The sequence below is a fragment of the Serratia sp. 121840015-1 genome, assembly GCF_053627655.1.
Genome location: NZ_JBSEYF010000001.1, coordinates 424,873 through 446,716, shown reverse-complemented (window position 1 = coordinate 446,716; position 21,844 = coordinate 424,873). Strand labels below are relative to the sequence as shown.

15 protein-coding genes are annotated in these 21,844 nt (G+C 59.6%); 7 read left to right on the top strand and 8 right to left on the bottom strand.

From position 1 onward, the window contains the following. Positions 1–35: 35 nt before the first annotated feature. Entirely contained in the window at positions 36–2,897 is a 2,862-nt protein-coding gene (gene rcsC, locus ACUXAC_RS02120) for a two-component system sensor histidine kinase RcsC (protein ID WP_147840083.1), read from the bottom strand. A gap of 167 nt (positions 2,898–3,064) precedes the next feature. After that, positions 3,065–5,707 carry a DNA topoisomerase (ATP-hydrolyzing) subunit A gene (gyrA, locus tag ACUXAC_RS02115; protein WP_004935906.1) on the bottom strand — a complete coding sequence of 881 codons (2,643 nt, stop codon included), beginning with the start codon at positions 5,705–5,707 and terminating at the stop codon, positions 3,065–3,067. 212 nt (positions 5,708–5,919) lie between these two features. Between gyrA and ubiG the strand changes: the two genes are divergently transcribed. The 4 genes from ubiG to yfaE all read left to right on the top strand — a co-directional run bounded on the left by ubiG (position 5,920) and on the right by yfaE (position 10,834). Further along, a complete protein-coding gene (ubiG, locus tag ACUXAC_RS02110; RefSeq protein WP_047730871.1) occupies positions 5,920–6,645 on the top strand; it encodes a bifunctional 2-polyprenyl-6-hydroxyphenol methylase/3-demethylubiquinol 3-O-methyltransferase UbiG in 726 nt (241 codons plus the stop codon). Between the two features lie 438 nt (positions 6,646–7,083). Beyond that, complete coding sequence (gene nrdA, locus ACUXAC_RS02105) at positions 7,084–9,372, top strand: class 1a ribonucleoside-diphosphate reductase subunit alpha (protein WP_033648028.1); 2,289 nt, start codon at positions 7,084–7,086, stop codon at positions 9,370–9,372. A 67-nt stretch (positions 9,373–9,439) separates the two neighbouring features. Beyond that, a complete protein-coding gene (nrdB, locus tag ACUXAC_RS02100; protein WP_019453694.1) occupies positions 9,440–10,570 on the top strand; it encodes a class Ia ribonucleoside-diphosphate reductase subunit beta in 1,131 nt (376 codons plus the stop codon). Positions 10,571–10,573: 3 nt separating this feature from the next. Next, complete coding sequence (gene yfaE / locus ACUXAC_RS02095; RefSeq protein WP_033653779.1) at positions 10,574–10,834, top strand: class I ribonucleotide reductase maintenance protein YfaE; 261 nt, start codon at positions 10,574–10,576, stop codon at positions 10,832–10,834. Positions 10,835–10,893: 59 nt separating this feature from the next. On the opposite strand, the gene ACUXAC_RS02090 is transcribed toward yfaE, so the two are convergent. After that, positions 10,894–11,046: a Hok/Gef family protein gene (locus ACUXAC_RS02090; RefSeq protein WP_421115251.1), complete on the bottom strand. Its 153-nt coding sequence runs from the start codon at positions 11,044–11,046 to the stop codon at positions 10,894–10,896. Between the two features lie 231 nt (positions 11,047–11,277). Further along, positions 11,278–12,099 (bottom strand): AraC family transcriptional regulator, encoded by an 822-nt coding sequence (locus ACUXAC_RS02085; protein WP_454266414.1) that lies wholly within the window; start codon positions 12,097–12,099, stop codon positions 11,278–11,280. 116 nt (positions 12,100–12,215) lie between these two features. Here ACUXAC_RS02085 and ACUXAC_RS02080 point away from each other — a divergent pair, with 116 nt between their 5' ends. Further along, on the top strand, positions 12,216–13,424 hold the full coding sequence (locus ACUXAC_RS02080; RefSeq protein WP_421115248.1) for an FAD-dependent oxidoreductase: 1,209 nt from the start codon (positions 12,216–12,218) through the stop codon (positions 13,422–13,424). Between the two features lie 3 nt (positions 13,425–13,427). On the opposite strand, the gene ACUXAC_RS02075 is transcribed toward ACUXAC_RS02080, so the two are convergent. Continuing rightward, a complete protein-coding gene (locus ACUXAC_RS02075; protein ID WP_102984335.1) occupies positions 13,428–14,624 on the bottom strand; it encodes a nicotinamide mononucleotide deamidase-related protein YfaY in 1,197 nt (398 codons plus the stop codon). 245 nt (positions 14,625–14,869) lie between these two features. On the opposite strand from ACUXAC_RS02075, the gene tyrP reads away from it, so the two are divergent. Beyond that, entirely contained in the window at positions 14,870–16,078 is a 1,209-nt protein-coding gene (gene tyrP, locus ACUXAC_RS02070; protein WP_004935940.1) for a tyrosine transporter TyrP, read from the top strand. Between the two features lie 34 nt (positions 16,079–16,112). Here the strand turns inward: tyrP and ACUXAC_RS02065 are convergent, their stop codons facing one another. From ACUXAC_RS02065 to ACUXAC_RS02055, 3 genes are all read right to left on the bottom strand, one after another. After that, positions 16,113–17,108: an ABC transporter substrate-binding protein gene (locus ACUXAC_RS02065; RefSeq protein ID WP_387441784.1), complete on the bottom strand. Its 996-nt coding sequence runs from the start codon at positions 17,106–17,108 to the stop codon at positions 16,113–16,115. 7 nt (positions 17,109–17,115) lie between these two features. After that, a complete protein-coding gene (locus ACUXAC_RS02060; protein WP_387441786.1) occupies positions 17,116–19,293 on the bottom strand; it encodes a TonB-dependent receptor in 2,178 nt (725 codons plus the stop codon). Between the two features lie 200 nt (positions 19,294–19,493). Beyond that, positions 19,494–20,033 carry a YfaZ family outer membrane protein gene (locus tag ACUXAC_RS02055; RefSeq protein WP_225529467.1) on the bottom strand — a complete coding sequence of 180 codons (540 nt, stop codon included), beginning with the start codon at positions 20,031–20,033 and terminating at the stop codon, positions 19,494–19,496. Positions 20,034–20,371: 338 nt separating this feature from the next. On the opposite strand from ACUXAC_RS02055, the gene katA reads away from it, so the two are divergent. Then, a complete protein-coding gene (gene katA / locus ACUXAC_RS02050) occupies positions 20,372–21,808 on the top strand; it encodes a catalase KatA (RefSeq protein ID WP_060420075.1) in 1,437 nt (478 codons plus the stop codon). The last annotated feature ends 36 nt before the right edge of the window (positions 21,809–21,844 follow it).

Below are 21,844 nucleotides of genomic sequence, written 5' to 3'. Positions count from 1 at the left end.
AAACAGGCACGGCATTCGCCGTGCCTGTTTGCTTTTCAAGCCTCGCTGCGGCTGTAGCGTACCCGTTGGCTGTAGTAAGCCAGCGTCTGTGCCAGCGTCTCCAGCGTGACCGGTTTCGACAGGCAGTTATCCATACCCGCCTCGAGGCAGCGCTGCTTCTCTTCCGCCAGCGCATTGGCCGTCACGCCGATCACCGGCGCGCTGAACTGCATCTGTCGCAGTTCCTGCGTCAGGCGATAGCCGTCCATGTTCGGCATATTGACGTCGGTCAGCACAATATCGACGTGGTGCTGTTTCAGCACGCCGAGCGCGTCGACGCCGTCGTTGGCGGTCACCACCTGATACCCCAGCGATCCCAGTTGATCGGACAGCAGGCGACGGTTGATCGGATGATCGTCAACCACCAGCAGATGAATATCGCCGTTGTCCGCCGCGCTGGCCTTGGCGGGCACCGGCAGCTGCACCAGCGCCTCTGCCGCGCCGCTGCCGACGCCGAACAACCGGTTTAGCAAGCTCAGCGTTTCTCGCGGCGTGGAGGTACTGTGCATCCAATAACCCGGCCGAGTTTCCAGCGATGGGCCGATATGCTCGGTGGAGAATTGGATCTGAGCCAGCAGCGGCGTGTCCAGCATCAGCGGATGATCGCTAAGCATCACCTCTCCGGCGGCGGTCTCTTGGCCGTCATAGCGCTGGATATCGGCGCCGTAGCCCCCCAGAATCGCCATCAGGTAACTTTCCAGCCGCTGATTGCGAATATCCAGCCACAGCCGACGGCCCTGCCAGGTATCGCTGGCCTGCGGGATGGGGAACTGAGCGTTGAACAGCGGAATGCGGATGCTGAACAAGCTGCCCAGACCCGGTTCGGACTCGACGGCGATATCGCCGTCCATCAGGTTGATCAGTTTCTCACAGATAGCCAACCCCAGGCCGGTTCCCTGGAAATGACGCTGCACGCCGGTGCCCACCTGGAAGAACGGATCGAACAGGCGCGAAATTTCCTTTTCCGGAATACCGACGCCGGTATCGCGCACGCTGAACTCCAGATAGCTGCCGCGGGTGCAGACCTGCAGCACGATACAGCCGGTATCGGTAAACTTGATGGCGTTGTTCACCAGGTTGGAGAGCACCTGCTGCAGCCGCACCGGATCGCCGAAAATGCGCTCCGGCACGTTCTGTTCGATAAAGCAGTACAGCCCCAGACGTTTCTTCACCACCAGCGGCAAATAGTTACCGGCGATATGGGTGATCACCTCCAGGCAGGAGAACTCGCGCGGTTCTATCTTCAGCTGCTCGGACTCGATTTTGGAGAAATCGAGAATATCGCTGATGATTTTCAGCAGCAGGCCGGAAGAGTTGTTCATCGCATTGACCAGCCGATCGACCCCCTGCGGCAACGCCTTGGTTTGCAGCAAATCGAGGTTGCCGATAATGCCGTACAGCGGCGTGCGCAGCTCATGGCTGACGGTGGCCAGGAACATCGATTTGGACTGACTGGCCTGCTCCGCCGCCGCCGCCATCTCCTGCAACGACTCTTCCATCTTCACGCGGGCGCTGACGTCCACCAGCACGCAAATCGCTACCTCTTCGTTACGGTAGCGCGAGTGGACAAAGCTGATCTGCAGGTTGTTGTTGTTGCTGGTCATCACATCGACGAAATTCGCCTGCTGTTCACAAATGATGCGCGTAATGCGATCGCGATCTTCGTGGGTCAACAGGTTGATGTAGTTGTGCGCCAGTTCGTTACTCAGGATATTGGTGCCGTCGCTGATGCGCAGGATACAGATACCCACCGGCGCCGAAGCGACGATCTTGCGGTTGAACTGCTCGTGCTCTTCCAGGCGGAAGGCGTTGTCCTCCGCCGGCAGGAACATTTTACGTTCAAACAGCCACGCCAGCGTGAACAGCACGATGGCCGACAGCAGGTTCAGCAACAGCGCGTTGAGGATCAGCATTTTGAAGCGTTCTACTACGCTTTTCACCGGCAGCGCATAGACGATGCTCAGCGAAGAAGGCGGCAGCGCTTTCTTCAGGATCAGATCGCGATAATTGTCGACATAGCCGAAGTAGGCGTGCTCTGCGGGATAGCTGTTGAGCGAAGCGGCATAGCGATCGCCGTCCGCCAGGCGCAGCACCGGCTCGTTGTTCTCATCCAGCAGCGTGACGCCGATCGGCAGGTTGCCGGCGGTAACGAAATCCTCCAGCCGAACGGTCTGTTCGATGCCCAGCAACGCCTCCAGCTTGTTGCCGATATAAATCGGCGTCAGCACATACAGATAGCCGACGTCCGGCCGCTGCGCGCTGGGGCTGATCCAATACAGGTTGTTGTCTTTGTCCAGATTCTTGGCGTTGCGGTATTTCAGAATGCGCTCGTGCAGCGACTTCAGCACGTTTTCCCGATTGGCGCTCGCGTTGCCGCCGCCGAACTCCGCCATACACAGGCTGTCGCCGCCGATGAAGAACACCCGGTTGAGATCGTAGGCCGCCACGAAGTTCTCTTTCCAATACTGGATCAGGCCGCTCAGCGAATCGAGCGAACTGCGGTAGGTGGTGCTCAGCGTGCAGTTGGACTCCGGGTACAGCGGAAAGAATTGCGGCGGGCTGCCCTTGCCGGGAAACACGCCGCTGAACATGTCCAGGCTGCTGACCGAACCGTTGAGACGGTTCTCCGCCATATACTTGATGTCGCGGATGATGTCGGCGGAATGGCGGATGTAGCCCTGCGCCTGATCGAAGTTAAGGTTGTAATCCTGCCGGATATCCGACTCTTTCTGATGCAGGATATTCAGAATATAAAAGGTGGTGAGCAGCGCTCCCAACGACCACAGCAAAATCGCCAGCACCCGGAACAGATAGCGGGATATCTTCAGCGTAGTTCGAAAAGAGGCTAAGTATTTCAATCGGATACCATACGAAAGTCAGTGGCGGTGCACGCATTCGCCGGCGCGGCAGCCGGCGGCTCGGTGCGCCAATTAAACCATATAACTGAAAAAGGGCCTAGCATCGCTGCCAGGCCCTTCTGTCTCAGTGCATTAGGGTGTCGGCATGCCGACGCCCTCACCCTGCTTTAAACGTTGTCGTCGTCCATCGGCTCAGCCGCGTCGTCGCCATCGTCCAGCGGCGTGGTGTCTTCTTCCACCGCTTCCGCGCCCGGTTCCAGGCTGTCCAGCTCTTCGTCTTCCACCGGCTCGGCCACGCGCTGCAGGCCGACGACGTTTTCGTCTTCCGCCGTGCGAATCAGCGTCACGCCCTGGGTGTTACGGCCCACCACGCTGACTTCCGAAACGCGGGTACGCACCAGCGTGCCGGCATCGGTGATCATCATGATCTGGTCGCTGGTTTCCACCTGTACGGCGCCGACCACCTGGCCGTTACGCTCGCTCACCTTGATGGAGATAACCCCCTGGGTGGCGCGTGACTTGGTCGGATATTCGGTCACGGCGGTGCGTTTACCGAAGCCGTTTTGCGTCACGGTCAGGATGTCGCCTTCGCCGCGCGGCACGATCAGGGAGATCACGCTGTCGCCTTCGCCGAGGTTGATGCCGCGCACGCCGGTTGCGGTACGGCCCATCGAACGCACCTGCGTTTCCGGGAAGCGTACCACTTTACCGTTGGCGGAGAACAACATCACTTCGTTGCTGCCGTCGGTCAGATCGACACCGATCAGTTCGTCGCCCTCGTTGAGGTTGACGGCGATGATGCCGGCGCTGCGTGGGCGGCTGAACTCGGTCAGCGCAGTTTTCTTCACGGTACCGCTGGCGGTGGCCATGAACACGTGGCGCCCTTCTTCATACTCGCGTACCGGCAGGATAGCGGTGATACGCTCATCGGCCTCCAGCGGCAGCAGGTTGACGATTGGGCGACCGCGCGCGCCACGGCTGGCTTCAGGCAGTTGGTACACCTTCATCCAGTACAGGCGGCCACGGCTGGAGAAGCACAGGATCGTATCGTGGGTGTTGGCCACCAGCAGGCGATCGATAAAGTCTTCTTCTTTAATACGCGCCGCAGATTTGCCTTTGCCGCCGCGGCGTTGAGCTTCATAGTCGGACAGCGGCTGATACTTCACGTAGCCCTGATGAGACAGGGTCACCACCACGTCTTCCTGGTTGATCAGGTCTTCGATGTTGATGTCGGAAGTATTGGCGGTGATCTCGGTGCGGCGGCCGTCGTTGTACAGCTCTTTGACCGCCACCAGCTCTTCGCGGATCACTTCCATCAGGCGCTCTGGGCTTTCCAGAATAAAGATCAGCTCGGCGATAAAGTTGAGCAGTTCTTTATATTCGTCCAGCAGCTTCTCGTGCTCCAGGCCGGTCAGTTTCTGCAGGCGCAGATCCAGAATCGCCTGAGCCTGCTGCTCGGTCAGGTAGTATTTTCCGTCGCGGATGCCGAACTCCGGCTCCAGCCACTCAGGGCGGGCGGCGTCGTCACCGGCGCGCTCCAGCATGGCGCTGACGTTGCCCAGATCCCACGGTTGCGCCACCAGCGCAACTTTCGCTTCGGCCGGGGTCGGCGCACGGCGAATCAGCTCGATGATCGGATCGATGTTGGCCAGCGCGATGGCCAGCGCTTCCAGGATATGGGCGCGGTCGCGGGCCTTGCGCAGTTCGAAGATGGTGCGGCGGGTAACCACTTCGCGGCGGTGACGCACGAAGGCTTCGAGGATGTCTTTCAGGTTCAGCAACTTAGGCTGGCCCTGATGCAGCGCAACCATGTTGATGCCGAAGGTGACCTGCAGTTGCGTCAGCGCATACAGGTTGTTCAGTACCACTTCGCCGACCGCGTCGCGTTTGACTTCGATCACGATGCGCATGCCGTCTTTATCGGACTCGTCGCGCAGCGCGCTGATGCCTTCCACGCGTTTTTCTTTTACCAACTCGGCGATCTTCTCGATCAGACGCGCCTTGTTCACCTGATACGGGATCTCGTGAACGATGATGGTTTCGCGCCCAGTCTTGGCGTCGGCTTCCACTTCCGCGCGCGCGCGCAGGTAGACTTTGCCGCGCCCGGTGCGGTAGGCCTCTTCAATGCCGCGGCGGCCATTGATGATCGCCGCCGTCGGGAAGTCCGGCCCCGGGATGTGTTCCATCAGCCCTTCGATGCTGATGTTTTCATCGTCGATATAGGCCAGGCAGCCGTTGACGACTTCCGCCAGGTTGTGCGGTGGAATATTGGTGGCCATGCCCACGGCGATACCCGACGAGCCGTTGACCAGCAGGTTCGGGATCTTGGTCGGCATGACGGCCGGGATCTGCTCGGTGCCATCATAGTTAGGCACGAAGTCGACGGTTTCTTTTTCCAGGTCCGCCAACAGTTCGTGAGCAATCTTGGACATGCGCACTTCGGTATAACGCATCGCCGCGGCGGAGTCGCCGTCGACGGAACCGAAGTTACCCTGGCCGTCCACCAGCATGTAGCGCAGTGAAAACGGCTGGGCCATACGCACGATAGTGTCGTAAACCGCGCTGTCACCGTGTGGGTGATATTTACCGATCACGTCCCCGACGACACGGGCCGATTTCTTGTATGGTTTATTCCAGTCGTTACCCAGTACGCTCATCGCGTACAGAACGCGGCGGTGAACCGGCTTCAGTCCATCACGAACATCTGGCAGCGCACGTCCGACAATAACGGACATCGCATAGTCCAGATACGAGTTTTTCAACTCGTCTTCGATGTTTACCGGTGTGATTTCTCTGGCAAGGTCGCTCATGGAGCTGCTATCCCTCTACTAATGATTCATCTGCCCGCTGCCATAGTGGCAAAGGTGTAAAACTATATCACAAAGCACGCTTTACGGGAAAATAACCGCCGCTGTTTCACGGAAATTGTGCAGATAAGTGCGCTAAAAACGCATCGGCGCAGACGATGCCGCGCCGGAACATGTATAATCCGCGCAACGAGAACAAGGAGCCAGACAAGCCCATGAACGCAGAATCATCCAGCCGAGTGCAAAACGTTGACCACCAGGAAATCGCCAAGTTCGAGGCCGTCGCCTCCCGCTGGTGGGATCTGGAAGGCGAGTTCAAACCGCTGCACCGCATCAACCCGCTGCGCCTGAACTACATCATGCAGCGCGCCGACGGCATTTTTGACAAGCAGGTGCTCGACGTGGGCTGCGGCGGCGGCATTCTGGCGGAAAGCATGGCGCGCGAAGGCGCCAAGGTCACCGGCTTGGACATGGGCGCGGAGCCGCTGCAGGTCGCGCGGCTGCACGCGCTGGAAAGCGGCATGAACGTCACTTACGTGCAGGAGACGGTGGAAAGCCACGCTCAGGCCAACCCGCAACGCTATGACGTCGTCACCTGCATGGAGATGCTGGAGCACGTGCCGGATCCGGCCTCGGTGGTGCGCGCCTGCGCCCAGTTGGTGAAACCGGGCGGCCATGTGTTCTTCTCCACCATCAACCGCAACACCAAAGCCTGGCTGATGGCGGTGATCGGCGCGGAGTACGTGCTGAAGATGGTGCCGCAGGGCACCCACGATCATAAGAAGTTCATTCGCCCTTCCGAACTGATCGGCTGGGTCGACGGCACGCCGCTGCGCGAAAAGCACATGATCGGCCTGCATTACAACCCGATCACCGATCATTTCAAGCTTGGACGCAACGTTGACGTGAACTACATGGTGCACACCCAGCACGAAGGCTAAGCGTTGTAAACCGCGCCGGCCCTGCATTACCGGGGGGCGGCGCCGGCGTAGCATTCGGAAAAATACCTAATTTCCGCGACTTCGATCAAAATAGCCGTTGTAAACAGTTTTTTAGAATATTAAATCAGATCAATATGCCGTTTTTTTCTAACGTTTAATAAAGCGCCAAACGATCGGTTTTTTCAGTTTTTCAGTAAAATCTGATCGCGCTTATTGACAAGCTTGTCGCGCCAGTCACGGCGCGCGCTTCGCGCGGCAAGTTACATTTCACCCCCAAGTTATCCACAAATTAGGCCGGTTTTGTTCACTTGCAAACGCCGTTTTTTCTCACTATCTTGTTACCTCACCGACATACAACCCCTATATATAGTGTTTACATACTGAGCAGAGCGACTACACTTCTGCTTAGGGGCACCATACGGACAGGTAAAACACCACATGAACCAAAGTCTGCTTGTAACTAAACGCGATGGCCGTAAAGAGCGCATCAATCTCGACAAAATCCACCGGGTCATCGATTGGGCCGCAGAGGGATTACACAACGTCTCGGTTTCTCAAGTAGAGTTGCGTTCACACATTCAGTTTTATGACGGCATCAAAACCGCCGACATTCATGAAACCATCATCAAAGCCGCAGCCGATCTGATCTCCCGCGATGCGCCGGACTATCAGTACCTGGCCGCACGCCTGGCGATCTTCCACCTGCGCAAAAAGGCTTATGGCCAGTTCGAGCCGCCGAAGCTGCACGCCCACGTCACTCGCATGGTCGAGATGGGCAAATACGATAAGCATCTGCTGGAAGACTACAGCGCTGAAGAGTTCGAGCAGATGGATTCCTTTATCGATCACTGGCGCGACATGAACTTCTCCTATGCCGCCGTCAAGCAGCTGGAAGGCAAGTATCTGGTGCAGAACCGCGTCAGCGGCGAGATCTACGAAAGCGCCCAGTTCCTGTACATGCTGGTGTCCGCTTGCCTGTTCTCCAACTACCCGCGTGAAACTCGTCTGGATTACGTCAAACGTTTCTACGACGCGATTTCCACCTTCAAGATTTCGCTGCCTACGCCGATCATGTCCGGCGTGCGCACCCCAACCCGCCAGTTCAGCTCCTGCGTGCTGATCGAGTGCGGCGACAGCCTGGACTCCATCAACGCCACCTCCAGCGCCATTGTGAAATACGTTTCGCAGCGCGCCGGCATCGGTATCAACGCCGGCCGCATCCGCGCGCTGGGCAGCCCGATCCGTGGCGGTGAAGCCTTCCATACCGGCTGTATTCCGTTCTACAAACACTTCCAGACCGCCGTTAAATCCTGCTCGCAGGGCGGCGTGCGCGGTGGCGCGGCAACGCTGTTCTACCCGATGTGGCACCTGGAAGTGGAAAGCCTGCTGGTGTTGAAAAACAACCGCGGCGTTGAAGGCAACCGCGTGCGTCACATGGACTACGGCGTGCAGCTGAACCGCCTGATGTACCAGCGTCTGATCAAGGGCGAAGACATCACCCTGTTCAGCCCGTCCGACGTGCCGGGGCTGTATGACGCGTTCTTCGCCGATCAGGACGAATTCGAACGCCTGTATACCCAGTACGAGAAAGACGACAGCATTCGCCAGAAGCGCGTGAAAGCGGTTGAGCTGTTCTCGCTGATGATGCAAGAGCGCGCCTCTACCGGCCGCATCTACATCCAGAACGTCGACCACTGCAACACCCACAGCCCGTTCGATCCGCAGATCGCGCCGGTGCGTCAGTCCAACCTGTGCCTGGAAATCGCCCTGCCGACCAAGCCGCTGGAAGACGTCAACGACGAAAACGGCGAGATTGCGCTGTGCACCCTGTCCGCCTTCAACCTGGGCGCGATCGACAGCCTGGACGACCTGGAAGAATTGGCAACCCTGGCGGTGCGCTCGCTCGACGCCCTGCTGGATTATCAGGATTATCCGATCAAGGCCGCACACCGTGGCGCGATGGGCCGCCGCACCTTGGGCATCGGCGTCATCAACTTCGCCTATTACCTGGCGAAGAACGGCGTGCGCTACTCCGACGGCAGCGCCAACAACCTGACGCACAAAACGTTCGAAGCCATTCAGTACTACCTGCTGAAAGCCTCCAACCGTCTGGCTCAGGAGCAAGGCGCTTGCCCGTGGTTCAAAGAAACCACCTATTCGCAGGGTATCCTGCCGATCGACACCTACAAAAAAGATTTGGATGCGGTCTGCAACGAGCCGCTGCACTACGACTGGGAAACCCTGCGTAAAGAGATCCAGGAAACCGGCCTGCGCAACTCGACCCTGTCTGCGCTGATGCCGTCGGAAACCTCTTCGCAGATTTCCAACGCCACCAACGGCATCGAGCCGCCGCGCGGCCACATCAGCATCAAGGCGTCGAAAGACGGCATCCTGCGCCAGGTGGTGCCGGAGTATGAGCGTCTGAAAGACAACTACGAGCTGCTGTGGGAAATGCCGAGCAACGACGGCTATCTGCAGCTGGTGGGGCTGATGCAGAAATTCATCGACCAGTCGATTTCGGCCAACACCAACTACGATCCGACCCGCTTCCCGGGCGGCAAGGTGCCGATGAAGCAGCTGTTGAAAGACCTGCTCACCACCTACAAGTTCGGCGTGAAAACGCTGTACTACCAAAACACCCGCGACGGTGCGGAAGACGCCCAGGAAGATTTGCAGCCTGCCAAGGCCGGCGATGACGACTGCGAAAGCGGCGCCTGCAAGATCTAAAGTTTGACCTAGCGGGCCGGAATTTTCCGGCCCCTTCATTTAGCCACGTTACGATGGATTCAGGCTTATGGCTTACACCACTTTTTCTCAGACCAAAAACGACCAGCTGCAAGAGCCGATGTTCTTCGGCCAGTCGGTAAACGTTGCGCGTTTCGACCAGCAAAAGCATGAAATCTTCGAAAAACTGATCGAAAAACAGCTCTCCTTCTTCTGGCGCCCGGAAGAAGTTGACGTCTCCCGCGATCGCATCGATTACCAGGCGCTGCCGGAGCACGAGAAGCACATCTTCATCAGCAACCTGAAGTATCAGACGCTGCTGGATTCCATCCAGGGCCGCAGCCCGAACGTCGCGCTGCTGCCGCTGATCTCGATCCCTGAGCTGGAAACCTGGGTGGAAACCTGGTCGTTCTCCGAGACTATCCACTCCCGTTCCTACACTCACATCATCCGCAACATCGTCAACGATCCGGCGCTGGTGTTCGACGACATCGTCACCAACGAAGAGATCAAGAAGCGCGCGAAAGACATCTCCGGCTACTACGACGATCTGATCGAGATGACCAGCTACTATCACCTGCTGGGTGAAGGCACCCACCAGGTGAACGGTAAAACCGTCACCGTCAATCTGCGCGCGCTGAAGAAGCAGCTGTACCTGTGCCTGATGAGCGTGAACGCGCTGGAAGCGATCCGCTTCTACGTCAGCTTCGCCTGCTCCTTCGCGTTCGCCGAGCGCGAACTGATGGAAGGCAACGCCAAAATCATCAAGCTGATCGCCCGCGACGAAGCGCTGCACCTGACCGGCACCCAGCACATGCTGAACCTGATGCGTTCCGGCGCCGACGATCCGGAAATGGCAGAGATCGCCGAAGAATGCCAGCAGCAGTGCTACGATCTGTTCGTGCTGGCCGCCCAGCAGGAAAAAGAGTGGGCGGAATACCTGTTCCGCGACGGTTCGATGATCGGCCTGAACAAAGACATCCTGTGCCAGTATGTGGAATACATCACTAACATCCGCATGCAGGCGGTCGGCCTCGGTCTGCCGTTCGAAACCCGCTCCAACCCGATCCCGTGGATCAACGCCTGGTTAGTGTCCGACAACGTACAGGTGGCGCCGCAGGAAGTGGAAGTGAGCTCCTACCTGGTTGGCCAGATCGACTCGGAGATCAACGCCGACGACCTGAGCGACTTCGAACTGTAAGCGATGGCGACGCCAATCGTAACGCTGCGCGCCGCCGGCACGCAGCTCTCCTGCCCCAACAGTGAAAACTGCCTGCTCGACGTGCTGGAACTGCACGACGTGCAGGTGGAGTACCAATGCCGCTCCGGCTATTGCGGCGCCTGCCGCCTGAAGCTGGTGAAAGGCGAAGTGGCCTACCGCCAACAGCCGTTGGCGTTTATCAATGCCGGCGAGATCCTGCCCTGCTGCTGTATGCCGCTGACGGACATCGAGCTGGAAATGTAAAGTCGGGTGCCGGAAACCGCGCCTGGAGACCAGAAGGCGGGGTTGCCCCCGCCCTATGATTACCGCTTCACCTCACACGCCAACCTGATCAGGATAGTGATATTTTCCTGGTAGATTTTCAGCTCGCACAGCGAGTCTCTTATCATCCAGATAAATAACAAAATCGTAATACATACAACGGTTAGCGAGTGAAACACATGCTTTAAACACATGCTTGCCTCCTTGCTGTGAAGGGGCTACCATACCGGTGTCTAGGCGGTATGTGCAGCCCCATTCTGATTGAGAGTCAGTCTGGGGCTTTCATCTATCCGCCTGGTCACACAATGCCCAAGACGAACAGTCTCAAGCACCCGCCAAAAGAGTAACAGCATTCCCTCGCCGCGAATATCCCCTATAAGATTATGATTAATCAGGGATATATAACCATCCTCAAAGTATTTCGCTTAGCGCCCCTTTCCTGCCGATGCGGAAAAATAACGCGCCGGAGAATCGCCAAAGGCTTTGCGAAACATGGCGATAAAATTACTCGGCGAGGCATACCCCAGCGTTTCCGCGATCTGCAACACCGTTTCACCTTCGGCCAGCTTCGCCAATGCATATGACAACCGAGCCTGCTGGCGCCACTGGGTAAAACTCAGCCCCGTTTCGCCGATCATCAGCCGCCGCAGGGTACGCGGCGACATCGCCCCCCATTCGGCCCAGGCTTCCAGCGAACGCTCGCTCCCCGGCTGCGCCAGCAAGGCCTGCAGAACGCCGGCCAGGCGCGGATGGGACGACATCGGCAAATGCAGCGGCTCCGTTGGCGCCAGACGTATCTCGTCCCGCATCACCTGCGCCATGCGATCCTGCTCCAGGGTGAGCGCGCTGCGTTTATCCCAGCCTTCTGCTCGCAGAGCCAGCGCCTGCAACACGGGGCTAATACCGATGACGCAGGGTGCATTCGACAGATCGTTGCAGGCCTCCGGCGCCAGCAGCAAACTCCAGCCGCTCAGCGCGCCGCAGACCTGCACCCGGTGCTGCGTCGCCGGCGGGATCCACCCCGCCCGCTGCGGCGGCAGCACCCAATCGCCGTGCGCCGTGCGCACATGCAGCAAACCGCTTTCGACGCACAGCAGCTGCCCGCGTACATGCTGATGCCAGCTGTATTCGCGCGTGCCCAACCGATACTCCCGGCCTGCCGCGTCGCGGCCGCCAAGGGCGATCAGCCAGGGGCCCGCCCGCCATTCGCTGCAGTCAGCGTCGGCGAAGTGAGGGTTATCGTTCATATTGGCCACTAATCACTATTTTTAGTCCAGATACCGTTATACCAACCTTTCCCTGCGCCGACATAATGAAATGCTTCCGGCCGCTACCTTCTGTGGCCACTGACTCACGAGGGAACATGATGACAACACTCAGCATTGGCATTATCGGCGCCGGGCCCGGCGGCCTGTGTCTGGCTCAGGGACTGCATCGCTTCGGCATCCACGCCACGGTGTTTGAACGTGACACCACGCCGCAAGCGCGCGATCAGGGCTACCGGCTGCGCATCGATCCGACGGGCCAGCAGGCACTGGCCGCCTGTCTGCCGCCGGCGCATTACCGGTTGCTCTGCGCCGGCAGCGCGCAAAACAGCGGCGAGAGCAATCTATGGGATCCGCAGCTTGCCCCGCTCAACGCCCGACGCCCCGAGCACTGGCTGCCCTCCAGCCCGCGGCAGGCGCAGGAACCGAGCGGCGATCTCGGCGTTCATCGGCAAACGCTGCGCGAAATCCTGCTCACCGGTCTGCAAGACCGGGTGCGCTTCGGCTATACCCTGTGTGAATTTGCACAAACGCCGCAGGGCGTGGAGCTTCAGTTCGCCAACGGCGAACAAGCGCGGGTCGATGTGCTGATCGCCGCCGACGGCGTCAACTCGCTGGTGCGGCGGCGCTGCCTGCCCGAGGCGGGGCCCGAAGACAGCGGCGCGGTCACCCTCTACGGCAAAACGCCGCTCGATGCGGCGACCCGTGCCCAATTGGCCCCCGAATTGCTGCGCGGCGTGTCGGTCGTCTTCGCCGACGGCTTGTCGCTGGTGATTGAACCGATGCGCTTTCAGGCGTCCATGGCGCAGCTGGCAGCCGACTATGCGCCGGACTGCCCCCTCACGCCGGTCGACGACTATCTCTATTGGGCCTGTATCGGAACGGCTGAACGGCTCGGCGGGCCGGCGCGGGCGGAGGGAAGCGCTGCGCTGCAGGCGCGCGTAAGGCATATCTCGCAGGGATGGGCCCCCGCTTTGCAAACGGCGTTAGCGCTGGCGGATCCTCAGTCACTCAGCGTGCGGGCGGTGCAGGTCACGCAGGCGATGCCGGTGTGGCACAGCGAACGCATCGCCTTTCTCGGCGACGCCGTGCACGCCATGAGCCCGGCGGGCGGGCTCGGCGCCAACACCGCGTTGGCGGACGCCGCCAGCCTGGCGATGCATCTGGCGCAGGCCGGCAGCGCCGCGCAGGCGCTCAAGGACTATGGTGCAGATCTGCAAACGCGGGGCGCGGCGGCGATACGCCTTTCACGCCTGGCGTCCGAACGGTTGCAGCAAAACCGTGACGCCGGCGACTCAGCATCATGACCGTCACTCGATAATTTCCACCACCTCCAGCCAGGCGTTTTTACCGCACGCCTGGCCCCCATTCAGCCAGCGGCGCAGCATATCCAGCGCCAGCATCGCCACCGACTCCTGCCGCAGCCGCAGGCCGTGGCGCGATGCCCGATAACGCACCGTCTGGCCAATGCCGCCGCGCGGCGTATGCAGCGCAATGCTCACCTGCTCGTCGCACATAGCGCTGACCGCCAACGCCAACGGCGCACCGGTCAATTCCGCCAGCGAACGGGCGCGCGCCAGCGTCGTTTCCAGCGTTTCGATGCAGTGCGCCGGCAGCAGCTCGCCCCCCGCCAGCGGCGCCCCTTCGCTCTGCAGCTGCAGATTGATCAACCCGGCGCTGAACTGCTCGCTCAACGCCAGCTTCAGCCCTTGCTGATTCAGACGCTGCGTCAGCGTCGCCGGTAACCCGGCGGTGCCTTCAAAGATGCAGTTGTCCCCCGCCACCTCGCGCACGCGCCGCCAGGCCTGCTCCATCTCCGCACGCCGGCTTTCAGGCCCGGTCAGCTTCAGCTCGATAATCGGGCTGGATGAGCGGTAGCCCAGCACCACTTCCGGCGGCAGCGGCATGCCATCCAGCTCGGCGGCCAGATCGCTCTCGGAGGTGCCGAAGGTGGTCAGGCGCAGGCACAGCGGCGGCGCCGGCAAGGTGAAGCGCTGGCGCAGGCGCGGCACGATCTGCTGTTCGACCATCACTTTGAATTCCGACGGCACGCCGGGGGTGAAGAACATCTGACATTTGTTCAGCTGCAGCGCAAACCCACAGGCGGTGCCTACCGGGTTATCCAGCATTTCCGCGTTGGCCGGGATCTGCGCCTGCTTGCGGTTGGAAGGGGCCATCGGCCGCCCGCGCTCGGCGAAATAGGCTTCCATGCGCGCCAGCCAGTCGGCCCGTTCGACCAGCTCTACGCCACAGGCTTTCGCGGCGGCCAGCGCGCTGAGATCGTCGCTGGTCGGCCCCAGGCCGCCGTTGACGATCAGCACATCGGCGATATGGCTTCGTTCCTGCAGGATCTCGATCAACGCAGAGAGGCTGTCCCCGACCGTTTCACGCCCGCTCATCGGCACCCCCTGCTGGAACAGGTAGTCCGCCAGCCACGCGGCGTTGGTATCAATAATTTGCCCATGCAGCACCTCATCGCCGGTGCTGAGCATCTCCACCCTTAACATTGATCTCTCCCACATTTTTTGGTCATTCCACTATAGAAGCCCGTAAATAACTTTTCACTAGCCGCCTGCGGATAATTTCAGCCATGGGCCCGTTCCTCATGCGCCATGCAGCCCGCCGCAATGTAAACATTTTTGTACATCATGCGTAACGCCGGTTTGACACAAATTAGGGCTTCCACTATCCTGCCATCCTCATAAATCGTTACCTATAATTTTCAAAATCTTTCGGCTGGTAGAGAAAAAACGTGAAGAATCGCACTCTTGGCAGTGTTTTTATCGTGGCGGGCACCACCATTGGCGCCGGGATGCTGGCGATGCCGCTGGCGGCAGCCGGCGTCGGCTTCGGCGTCACGCTGGCCTTACTGGTCGGGCTGTGGCTGTTGATGTGTTACACCGCGCTGCTGCTGGTGGAGGTTTACCAGCATGAGCAAGCGGATACCGGTCTGGGCACGCTCGCCAAACGTTATCTCGGCGGCGGCGGCCAGTGGCTGACCAGTTTTAGCATGATGTTCCTGATGTATGCCCTCACCGCCGCCTATATCAGCGGCGCCGGCGAATTGCTCGCCACCAGCATCAGCCAATGGACGTCGCAGGACTTCCCGGTGTCGCTCGGCGTGCTGCTGTTCACCCTGGTGGCCGGCGGCGTGGTCTGCATCGGCACCCACTCGGTCGACTTGTTCAACCGCATCCTGTTCAGCGCCAAAGTGGTGTTTCTGGTGGTGATGCTCGGCCTGATGTTGCCGAATATCCACCAGACCAATCTGATGACGCTGCCGCTGGAGCAAGGCCTGGCGCTGTCGGCCATTCCGGTTATTTTCACTTCCTTCGGCTTCCACGGCAGCGTGCCGAGCATCGTCAACTACATGGGCGGCAACATTCGCAAACTGCGTTGGGTGTTTATCATCGGCAGCGCGATCCCACTGATCGCCTATATCTTCTGGCAGTTGGCGACGCTGGGCAGCATCAGCTCCGACACCTTCGTCGGCATTCTGGCGCAGCAGGCCGGGCTGAATGGCCTGTTGCAGGCGGTGCGCGATGCGGTGGCTTCGCCGCACGTTGAACTGGCGGTGCACCTGTTCGCCGATCTGGCGCTGGCGACCTCGTTCCTCGGCGTGGCGCTCGGGCTGTTTGATTTCCTGGCCGACCTGTTCAAGCGGCAAGACAACGTGCGTGGCCGCCTGCAAACCGGCGCCATCACCTTCCTGCCGCCGCTGGCCTTTGCGCTGTTCTACCCGCGCGGCTTCGTGCTGGCGTTGGGATTCGCCGCCATTGCCCTGTCGGTGCTGGCGCTGCTGTTGCCTTCACTGCTGGTGTGGAAAACGCGCCAAAAACATCAGGCGCAGTATCGCGTCTGGGGCGGTACGCCAGCGCTGGCGTTGGTGTTTGTCTGCGGGGTGACGGTCATCGCGATTCAACTGGGCATCGCCAGCGGCATGCTGCCGGCGGTGGGGTAACGCATTCGGGGGCCGTTTGGGCCCCCGAATCTGTTCAAGCGGGTGGATTAAGAATAGCGTCAATCTGCGCCGCAGTGAGCGACAGACCGAAAAAGTCCCGATAAAAACTTCTCGTCTCTTCCCGCATGTCAATGTCGGCAAAACGTGCCGGGTACAGCGTTTTCGCCAACCATAAAAACTGCAGCGCCTCTTCGCTGGTCTCGCGACACCACCAGAACATCCCCTTGGGATTGACCACGACCCGATGCCGCAAAACGGCATCGATGCCCTGCCATTGCGCGGACGTGCGTATCTCTTCGACATCGCGCCTGTTCATCGCCACGATCACCTGCGGATTGGCGGCCACGATCTGCTCCAACGCCACTTCGCCCGCCCCCTCTTTTTTCAGACCAAACCACGTTTCCGCCACGTTGGCGGCGCCGGCCAGATCCATCCAATCCTGGTTAAGCGACGGTCGCCCTGAGGTGGTCAGCGGATTGCCCATGCTGTGATAAACGCGAATGCGCTGCCCTGGCGGTAAATCCTTCAGTCGCTCGGCGACGCGCGCCACATTACGAGAAAAATAGCGCTCGTAAGCCAACGCTTTTTCCTGTGCATCCGGCCCCAGCGCGGCCCCCGTTTTTAACACTCGCGCGCGCAGAGCCGCCATCGAATTGGCTTTAAACGCCAATACGCGCACCCCAGCCCGTTCGAGTAAATCCAATTGCGGCACTTTCATGCTGTCAGGCACAAACAGCAGCCGAGTGCCAAGCGCGATGATTTGTTCCGGATTCAACGCTTGCCCACTATTCACACTCACCACCGGAACGGCGTCAATGCGCGGCAGGCTTTGGCGAAACAGCGGGATCTGTTTCGCGACATTCGAGGTGCCGACGATGTTATCGCCATAACCCAGCATCGCGATGATGGCGTTTTGCGCGGGCCACGGCGAGGCAATGCGCATTTCGCTCGCAGGTGATGCAGCCCACAAATCGCCGTGCAACAACACGCCAACCAACAGTGCCCATGCAGACAACGATGCGATCCTCATAGCGCCCTCAGAAGTCAAACGTGACAGATGCGCGCACTTCACGGCCGTTGCCGAGAAAGGCGCTCGACGAACCGCCATTACCATCCGTGCCCGAGGGGAAAATAGAGGCCCAGTAATGTTCGTTAGTGACGTTATTGACCGCCAGCCGCCAGGTCGCAGGCACGGAATGAATGCGGGTGACGTAGCGGGCCCCCAAGTCCAGCGTGGTGTAACTGTCAGCCCAGGCGCTGTTGGTGTCGTTCGCCGCTCGCTTGCCGGTATAGTGCACGTTGGCGCTATAGACCCATTGCGGCATCGACGGCAGGCTGTACTCCACCAGCATATTGGCCTGCACCTTCGGCACACCGACCACGCGTTTGCCGCGCGTGCTGTCGGAAACCGTCTCTTTCAGTTGCGGATCGAGCAGCGTGACGCCGCCAAACAGGCTCAGCCCGTCACCCACGCGCCCGGCGGCCGTCAGCTCAAGGCCATTGTTCACCTGTTCGCCTTGCTCCTTGTACACCCGGTCTTCGGCGTCAACATAAGCGAACGGCCGCTTGAGGCGGAACAGCGCGGCGCCGAGATTCATCTCCCCGACGTCGGCTTTCAGGCCAATCTCATATTGCCGACTGCGATAGGGCTTGAGCGTCTGCCCTTCGTTCTTCACGCCTTCCCCCAACGGGGCCGTACCGCCTTGCTCCAGCGAGTCGGCATAGCTGACATAGGCCATCAGCGTCGGGGTGATTTTGTACATCAACGCCGCATTCGGGCTCAAACCCTGCTGATTGTCTTCTTCGATTTTCTTGCCGTCAGCGCTGTAATTCCGTGTTTGCAACCAGCTTTCGCTTAAATAGAGCATCGCCGACCACTGCGGATTGAAGGTCAGCGTATCGCCGAACGTCACGCTCTGCTGGCTGTTCTCGCTGGATTTATAGCGTGCGCCGTTCTTGGGGATTTTTCCGTCGCCCGGCTCATGCAGCGCCGACGGATGGTACATATTGTCGATGCCCAAATCGTAGCGCCGGCTGGCCCCCTTGCCGCTGTAGATAGACCAGACGTAGCCCGTCGTGGCGAGCGCCAACTCATGCCCCACCGAACCGGTATCGACATGGCCGTTCAGCGCCAGTGCGTTGCTCAACACCCGAAATCGCCCCGAGGCGCTGGAGTCGCTCATCGACCGTTTGATATCGCCGCTGCCGTTGAGCAGAGTGCTGGATACCGAACGCATGGCGCGATCCGCCTGTTGCCACCCTATGCCGCCCGTGACTGACCAATCGTCATTGAAGTAATGAACCAGGCGCGTGCTGAGGGTGTCGGTGGTTAAATCGTTGCCCGCCGTCTCGAGCGCCAGGTGTTTATTTTGCGGATTAGGGGCGGAGGGCAACGGAACATTCGGCCCATAGCTGAAGCCGCCGGGGTAGCCCTTTTGCAGGAATTCGTAATGGCTGGCGTCCAGCTGCAGCTGCGTGCCCGGCTTGATATTCCAGTCGAACGCCACGGCCAACAGCCGACGGCGCAAGGTACTGTCGTCAACGCTGCCTTCACCCTCTTCGTTGAGGGCATTGATGCGATAGCCAAACGTATTGTCGTCGTCGAGATGGCCGCCGAGATCGACGTGGCCGCTAAAGGCGCTGCGGCTCTGATACCCGAGCGTCACCTCGCGTAACGGTTGCGGCGTCGGGCGTTTAGCCACAAAGTTGAACTGCCCGGCCGGGCTCGCAGGGCCATACAACGCGCCGGTCAGGCTGTTGAGCACATCCAGCCGTTCCAGCATTTCAACGGGAAAGGCCGTGGTGGAGACAATGTTCAACCCATCCAGGCGGCTATTCGCCACTACGCTGCCCTGCATGCCGCGGCTTTGAGGCCGCCCGACGTCCATGCCGCCGCGAGCCTGCATCTGCGTGCTCGGTGAATATTTCAGCAATTCGGCGACGCTTTTCGCCTGCTGATTTTTGATCATCGGTTGGGTCACGGTGGTAGAAGAATAAGGCGTATCGATCCACGCCCTGGTGCCCAGCGGCCCAAGTTCAATCTCCGGCGTTTTAAAACCGGCGCCGGATGCGCTTTCCGTCGCGGGGGATAACGCGCTGCCGGTGACGGTCAACACCTCGTCACGATCGGCCTGCGCCGCAGCGGTATAAGGAAAGAGTGAGGCAAACAGCGGCATCAGCGCCGCCAGTGGATTTCGGTAAGTCATGACGTCCATATCGTTATATAAGTATTTATATTGCGAATTTTACGGCATGTGCCCCCATATGGCGATGCCGATCGTCGAGTCTTTAAATTATTTAATCTTTTGCCATTCAGAGTCCGGATGGATTTCCCGTTGATGGCACAAATAAAAATCCCCCGGCCAATGACCGAGGGATTCGGAAAACGCGATGGGCCACAGCCCGTCAGCCGGCCTTAGAAGCTCAGGCCGACACCGACATAAGGGCCATCGGCCAGCGTATTGTTACGACGTCCGTCTTTGCCTTCCATTTGCATGTAACGGTAGCCCACGTCCACGCTCAGCGGACGGAACTTCCAGCGCAGGCCGCCGCTGGCTTCGTTATAGGCTTTCACGCCGCTGGTGAAGGATTCAGGCGCAAAGTACCCTTCGCCGTGCAGGCTGAAGTAACGGTTAATCTCCCACTCCAGGCCGCCGCCCAGCGCCACCGCCCCGCCGCTCTTCCCGTCTTTCGGGCTGAGGTACAGCGCTTTGGCACCCACGGTCGCCGTCAACGGCCCCAGCGGCACGCCGAAGTTCAGCCCCAGGCTGCCGACGTTGCCGTCGTGGTCGCTGCGCGCCCAGTTGCCGGTCAGGCCCAGGCCTGAAGAGCCGGTGCTCATGCCGACGCCCAGGTTGGTGTAGTGCTGCCCGGCTTCGCCCGACACGCTGATGGCGTTCGCCGCACCGGTCACAAACAGCAATCCTGCCGCGCACGCGACCCAAGTCTTTTTCATCATCTTTCCCTCTGGTTTGTCATCCGTACCGAATGATCGAATCAACGCATAATAATAACGTCACGAGTCTATACCAAAGCGCAATGAGTATTTAAGGGATAAAAGCGAAAAAATTCTTCAATAATCAAATAAATGTAAATATTTGCAAACAAGATTCTATATTCGTCAAGGCGATGCCAACGATAACCGAGACCTATTTGCCGCCGCGCGCCAATAGGGCTACAACTAGTAGTGGCTTTGACCAAGGTCAGGGGAAGAAGCCCCGCCAAAGGACTATGCTGATGAACGCTTAAACCGCCCGAGTCTTTACTTAACTGCACTACGATAAGGAGCAAGTGATGAGCAAGAAAGGACTGACCACCGCAGCCGGCGCCCCGGTTGTCGATAACAATAACGTGATCACCGCAGGCAAACGCGGCCCGATGCTGTTGCAGGACGTGTGGTTCCTGGAAAAACTGGCCCACTTCGACCGTGAGGTTATCCCCGAGCGCCGCATGCACGCCAAAGGATCCGGCGCCTACGGCACCTTTACCGTTACCCACGACATCACCCGTTATACGCGCGCCAAGATCTTCTCCGAGGTCGGCAAACAGACCGACATGTTTATCCGCTTCTCCACCGTCGCCGGTGAGCGCGGCGCCGCCGACGCCGAGCGCGACATTCGCGGCTTCGCCATGAAGTTCTATACCGAAGAAGGCAACTGGGATTTGGTGGGCAACGATACGCCGGTGTTCTATCTGCGCGATCCGCTGAAGTTCCCCGATCTCAACCACGTGGTGAAACGCGATCCGCATACCAACCTGCGCAACCCCGTCTACAAGTGGGACTTCTTCTCCCACCTGCCGGAATCGCTGCACCAGCTGACCATTGACTTCAGCGATCGCGGCATTCCGAAATCCTACCGTCACATGCACGGTTTCGGCAGCCACACCTTCAGCTTTATCAATGCCGCCAACGAACGTTTCTGGGTGAAATTCCACTTCCGCTGCGAGCAAGGCATTGAAAACCTGATGGATGAAGAAGCAGAAGCGATCATCGCCAAGGATCGCGAAAGCTCACAGCGCGATCTGTTCGACGCGATCAAACGCGGCGACTTCCCGCGCTGGAAGCTGCAAATTCAGATCATGCCGGAACACGAAGCCTCGCAGACGCCATATAACCCGTTCGATCTGACCAAGGTGTGGCCGCACGGCGACTATCCGCTGATCGACGTTGGCTATTTCGAGCTGAACCGCAACCCCGACAACTACTTCTCAGAGGTTGAGCAGGTAGCGATGAACCCCGCCAACGTGGTGCCGGGCATCAGTTTCTCGCCGGATAAAATGCTGCAGGGCCGTCTGTTCTCCTATGGCGATGCGCACCGTTATCGCCTGGGCGTCAACCACCACCAGATCCCGGTGAACGGCGCCAAATGCCCGTTCCACAACTACCATCGCGACGGCGCGATGCGCGTGGACGGCAACAGCGGCAACGGCGCCACCTACGAACCGAACAGCTTCGGCCTGTTCCAGGAGCAGCCGGACTTCAGCGAGCCACCGCTGAGCATTGAGGGCGCGGCCGACCACTGGAATCATCGTGAAGACGACGATTACTACAGCCAGCCGCGCGCGCTGTTCAACCTGCTGAGCGCCGAAGAGCACCAGCGCATGTTCACCCGCATCGCCGGCGAACTGTCGCAGGTGCCGGAACACATCCAGCGCCGTCAGGTCGAGCTATTCACCAAGGTGCACCCGGACTACGGCGCCGGTGTCGCCAAGGCGCTGGGGCTGAAATAACCCCCTGCTGCCATCCGCTCAGCCGCCCTTTCGGGC

What these genes read in the sequence shown, in the direction of transcription:
- ubiG (WP_047730871.1), top strand. Translation starts at nt 5,920, where the DNA reads ATGAACGCAGAATCATCCAGCCGAGTGCAAAACGTTGACCACCAGGAA.
- ACUXAC_RS02090 (WP_421115251.1), bottom strand. Translation starts at nt 11,046, where the DNA reads ATGTGTTTAAAGCATGTGTTTCACTCGCTAACCGTTGTATGTATTACG.
- yfaE (WP_033653779.1), top strand. Translation starts at nt 10,574, where the DNA reads ATGGCGACGCCAATCGTAACGCTGCGCGCCGCCGGCACGCAGCTCTCC.
- ACUXAC_RS02075 (WP_102984335.1), bottom strand. Translation starts at nt 14,624, where the DNA reads ATGTTAAGGGTGGAGATGCTCAGCACCGGCGATGAGGTGCTGCATGGG.
- ACUXAC_RS02055 (WP_225529467.1), bottom strand. Translation starts at nt 20,033, where the DNA reads ATGAAAAAGACTTGGGTCGCGTGCGCGGCAGGATTGCTGTTTGTGACC.
- katA (WP_060420075.1), top strand. Translation starts at nt 20,372, where the DNA reads ATGAGCAAGAAAGGACTGACCACCGCAGCCGGCGCCCCGGTTGTCGAT.
- ACUXAC_RS02060 (WP_387441786.1), bottom strand. Translation starts at nt 19,293, where the DNA reads ATGGACGTCATGACTTACCGAAATCCACTGGCGGCGCTGATGCCGCTG.
- gyrA (WP_004935906.1), bottom strand. Translation starts at nt 5,707, where the DNA reads ATGAGCGACCTTGCCAGAGAAATCACACCGGTAAACATCGAAGACGAG.
- nrdB (WP_019453694.1), top strand. Translation starts at nt 9,440, where the DNA reads ATGGCTTACACCACTTTTTCTCAGACCAAAAACGACCAGCTGCAAGAG.
- nrdA (WP_033648028.1), top strand. Translation starts at nt 7,084, where the DNA reads ATGAACCAAAGTCTGCTTGTAACTAAACGCGATGGCCGTAAAGAGCGC.
- ACUXAC_RS02085 (WP_454266414.1), bottom strand. Translation starts at nt 12,099, where the DNA reads ATGAACGATAACCCTCACTTCGCCGACGCTGACTGCAGCGAATGGCGG.
- ACUXAC_RS02065 (WP_387441784.1), bottom strand. Translation starts at nt 17,108, where the DNA reads ATGAGGATCGCATCGTTGTCTGCATGGGCACTGTTGGTTGGCGTGTTG.
- ACUXAC_RS02080 (WP_421115248.1), top strand. Translation starts at nt 12,216, where the DNA reads ATGATGACAACACTCAGCATTGGCATTATCGGCGCCGGGCCCGGCGGC.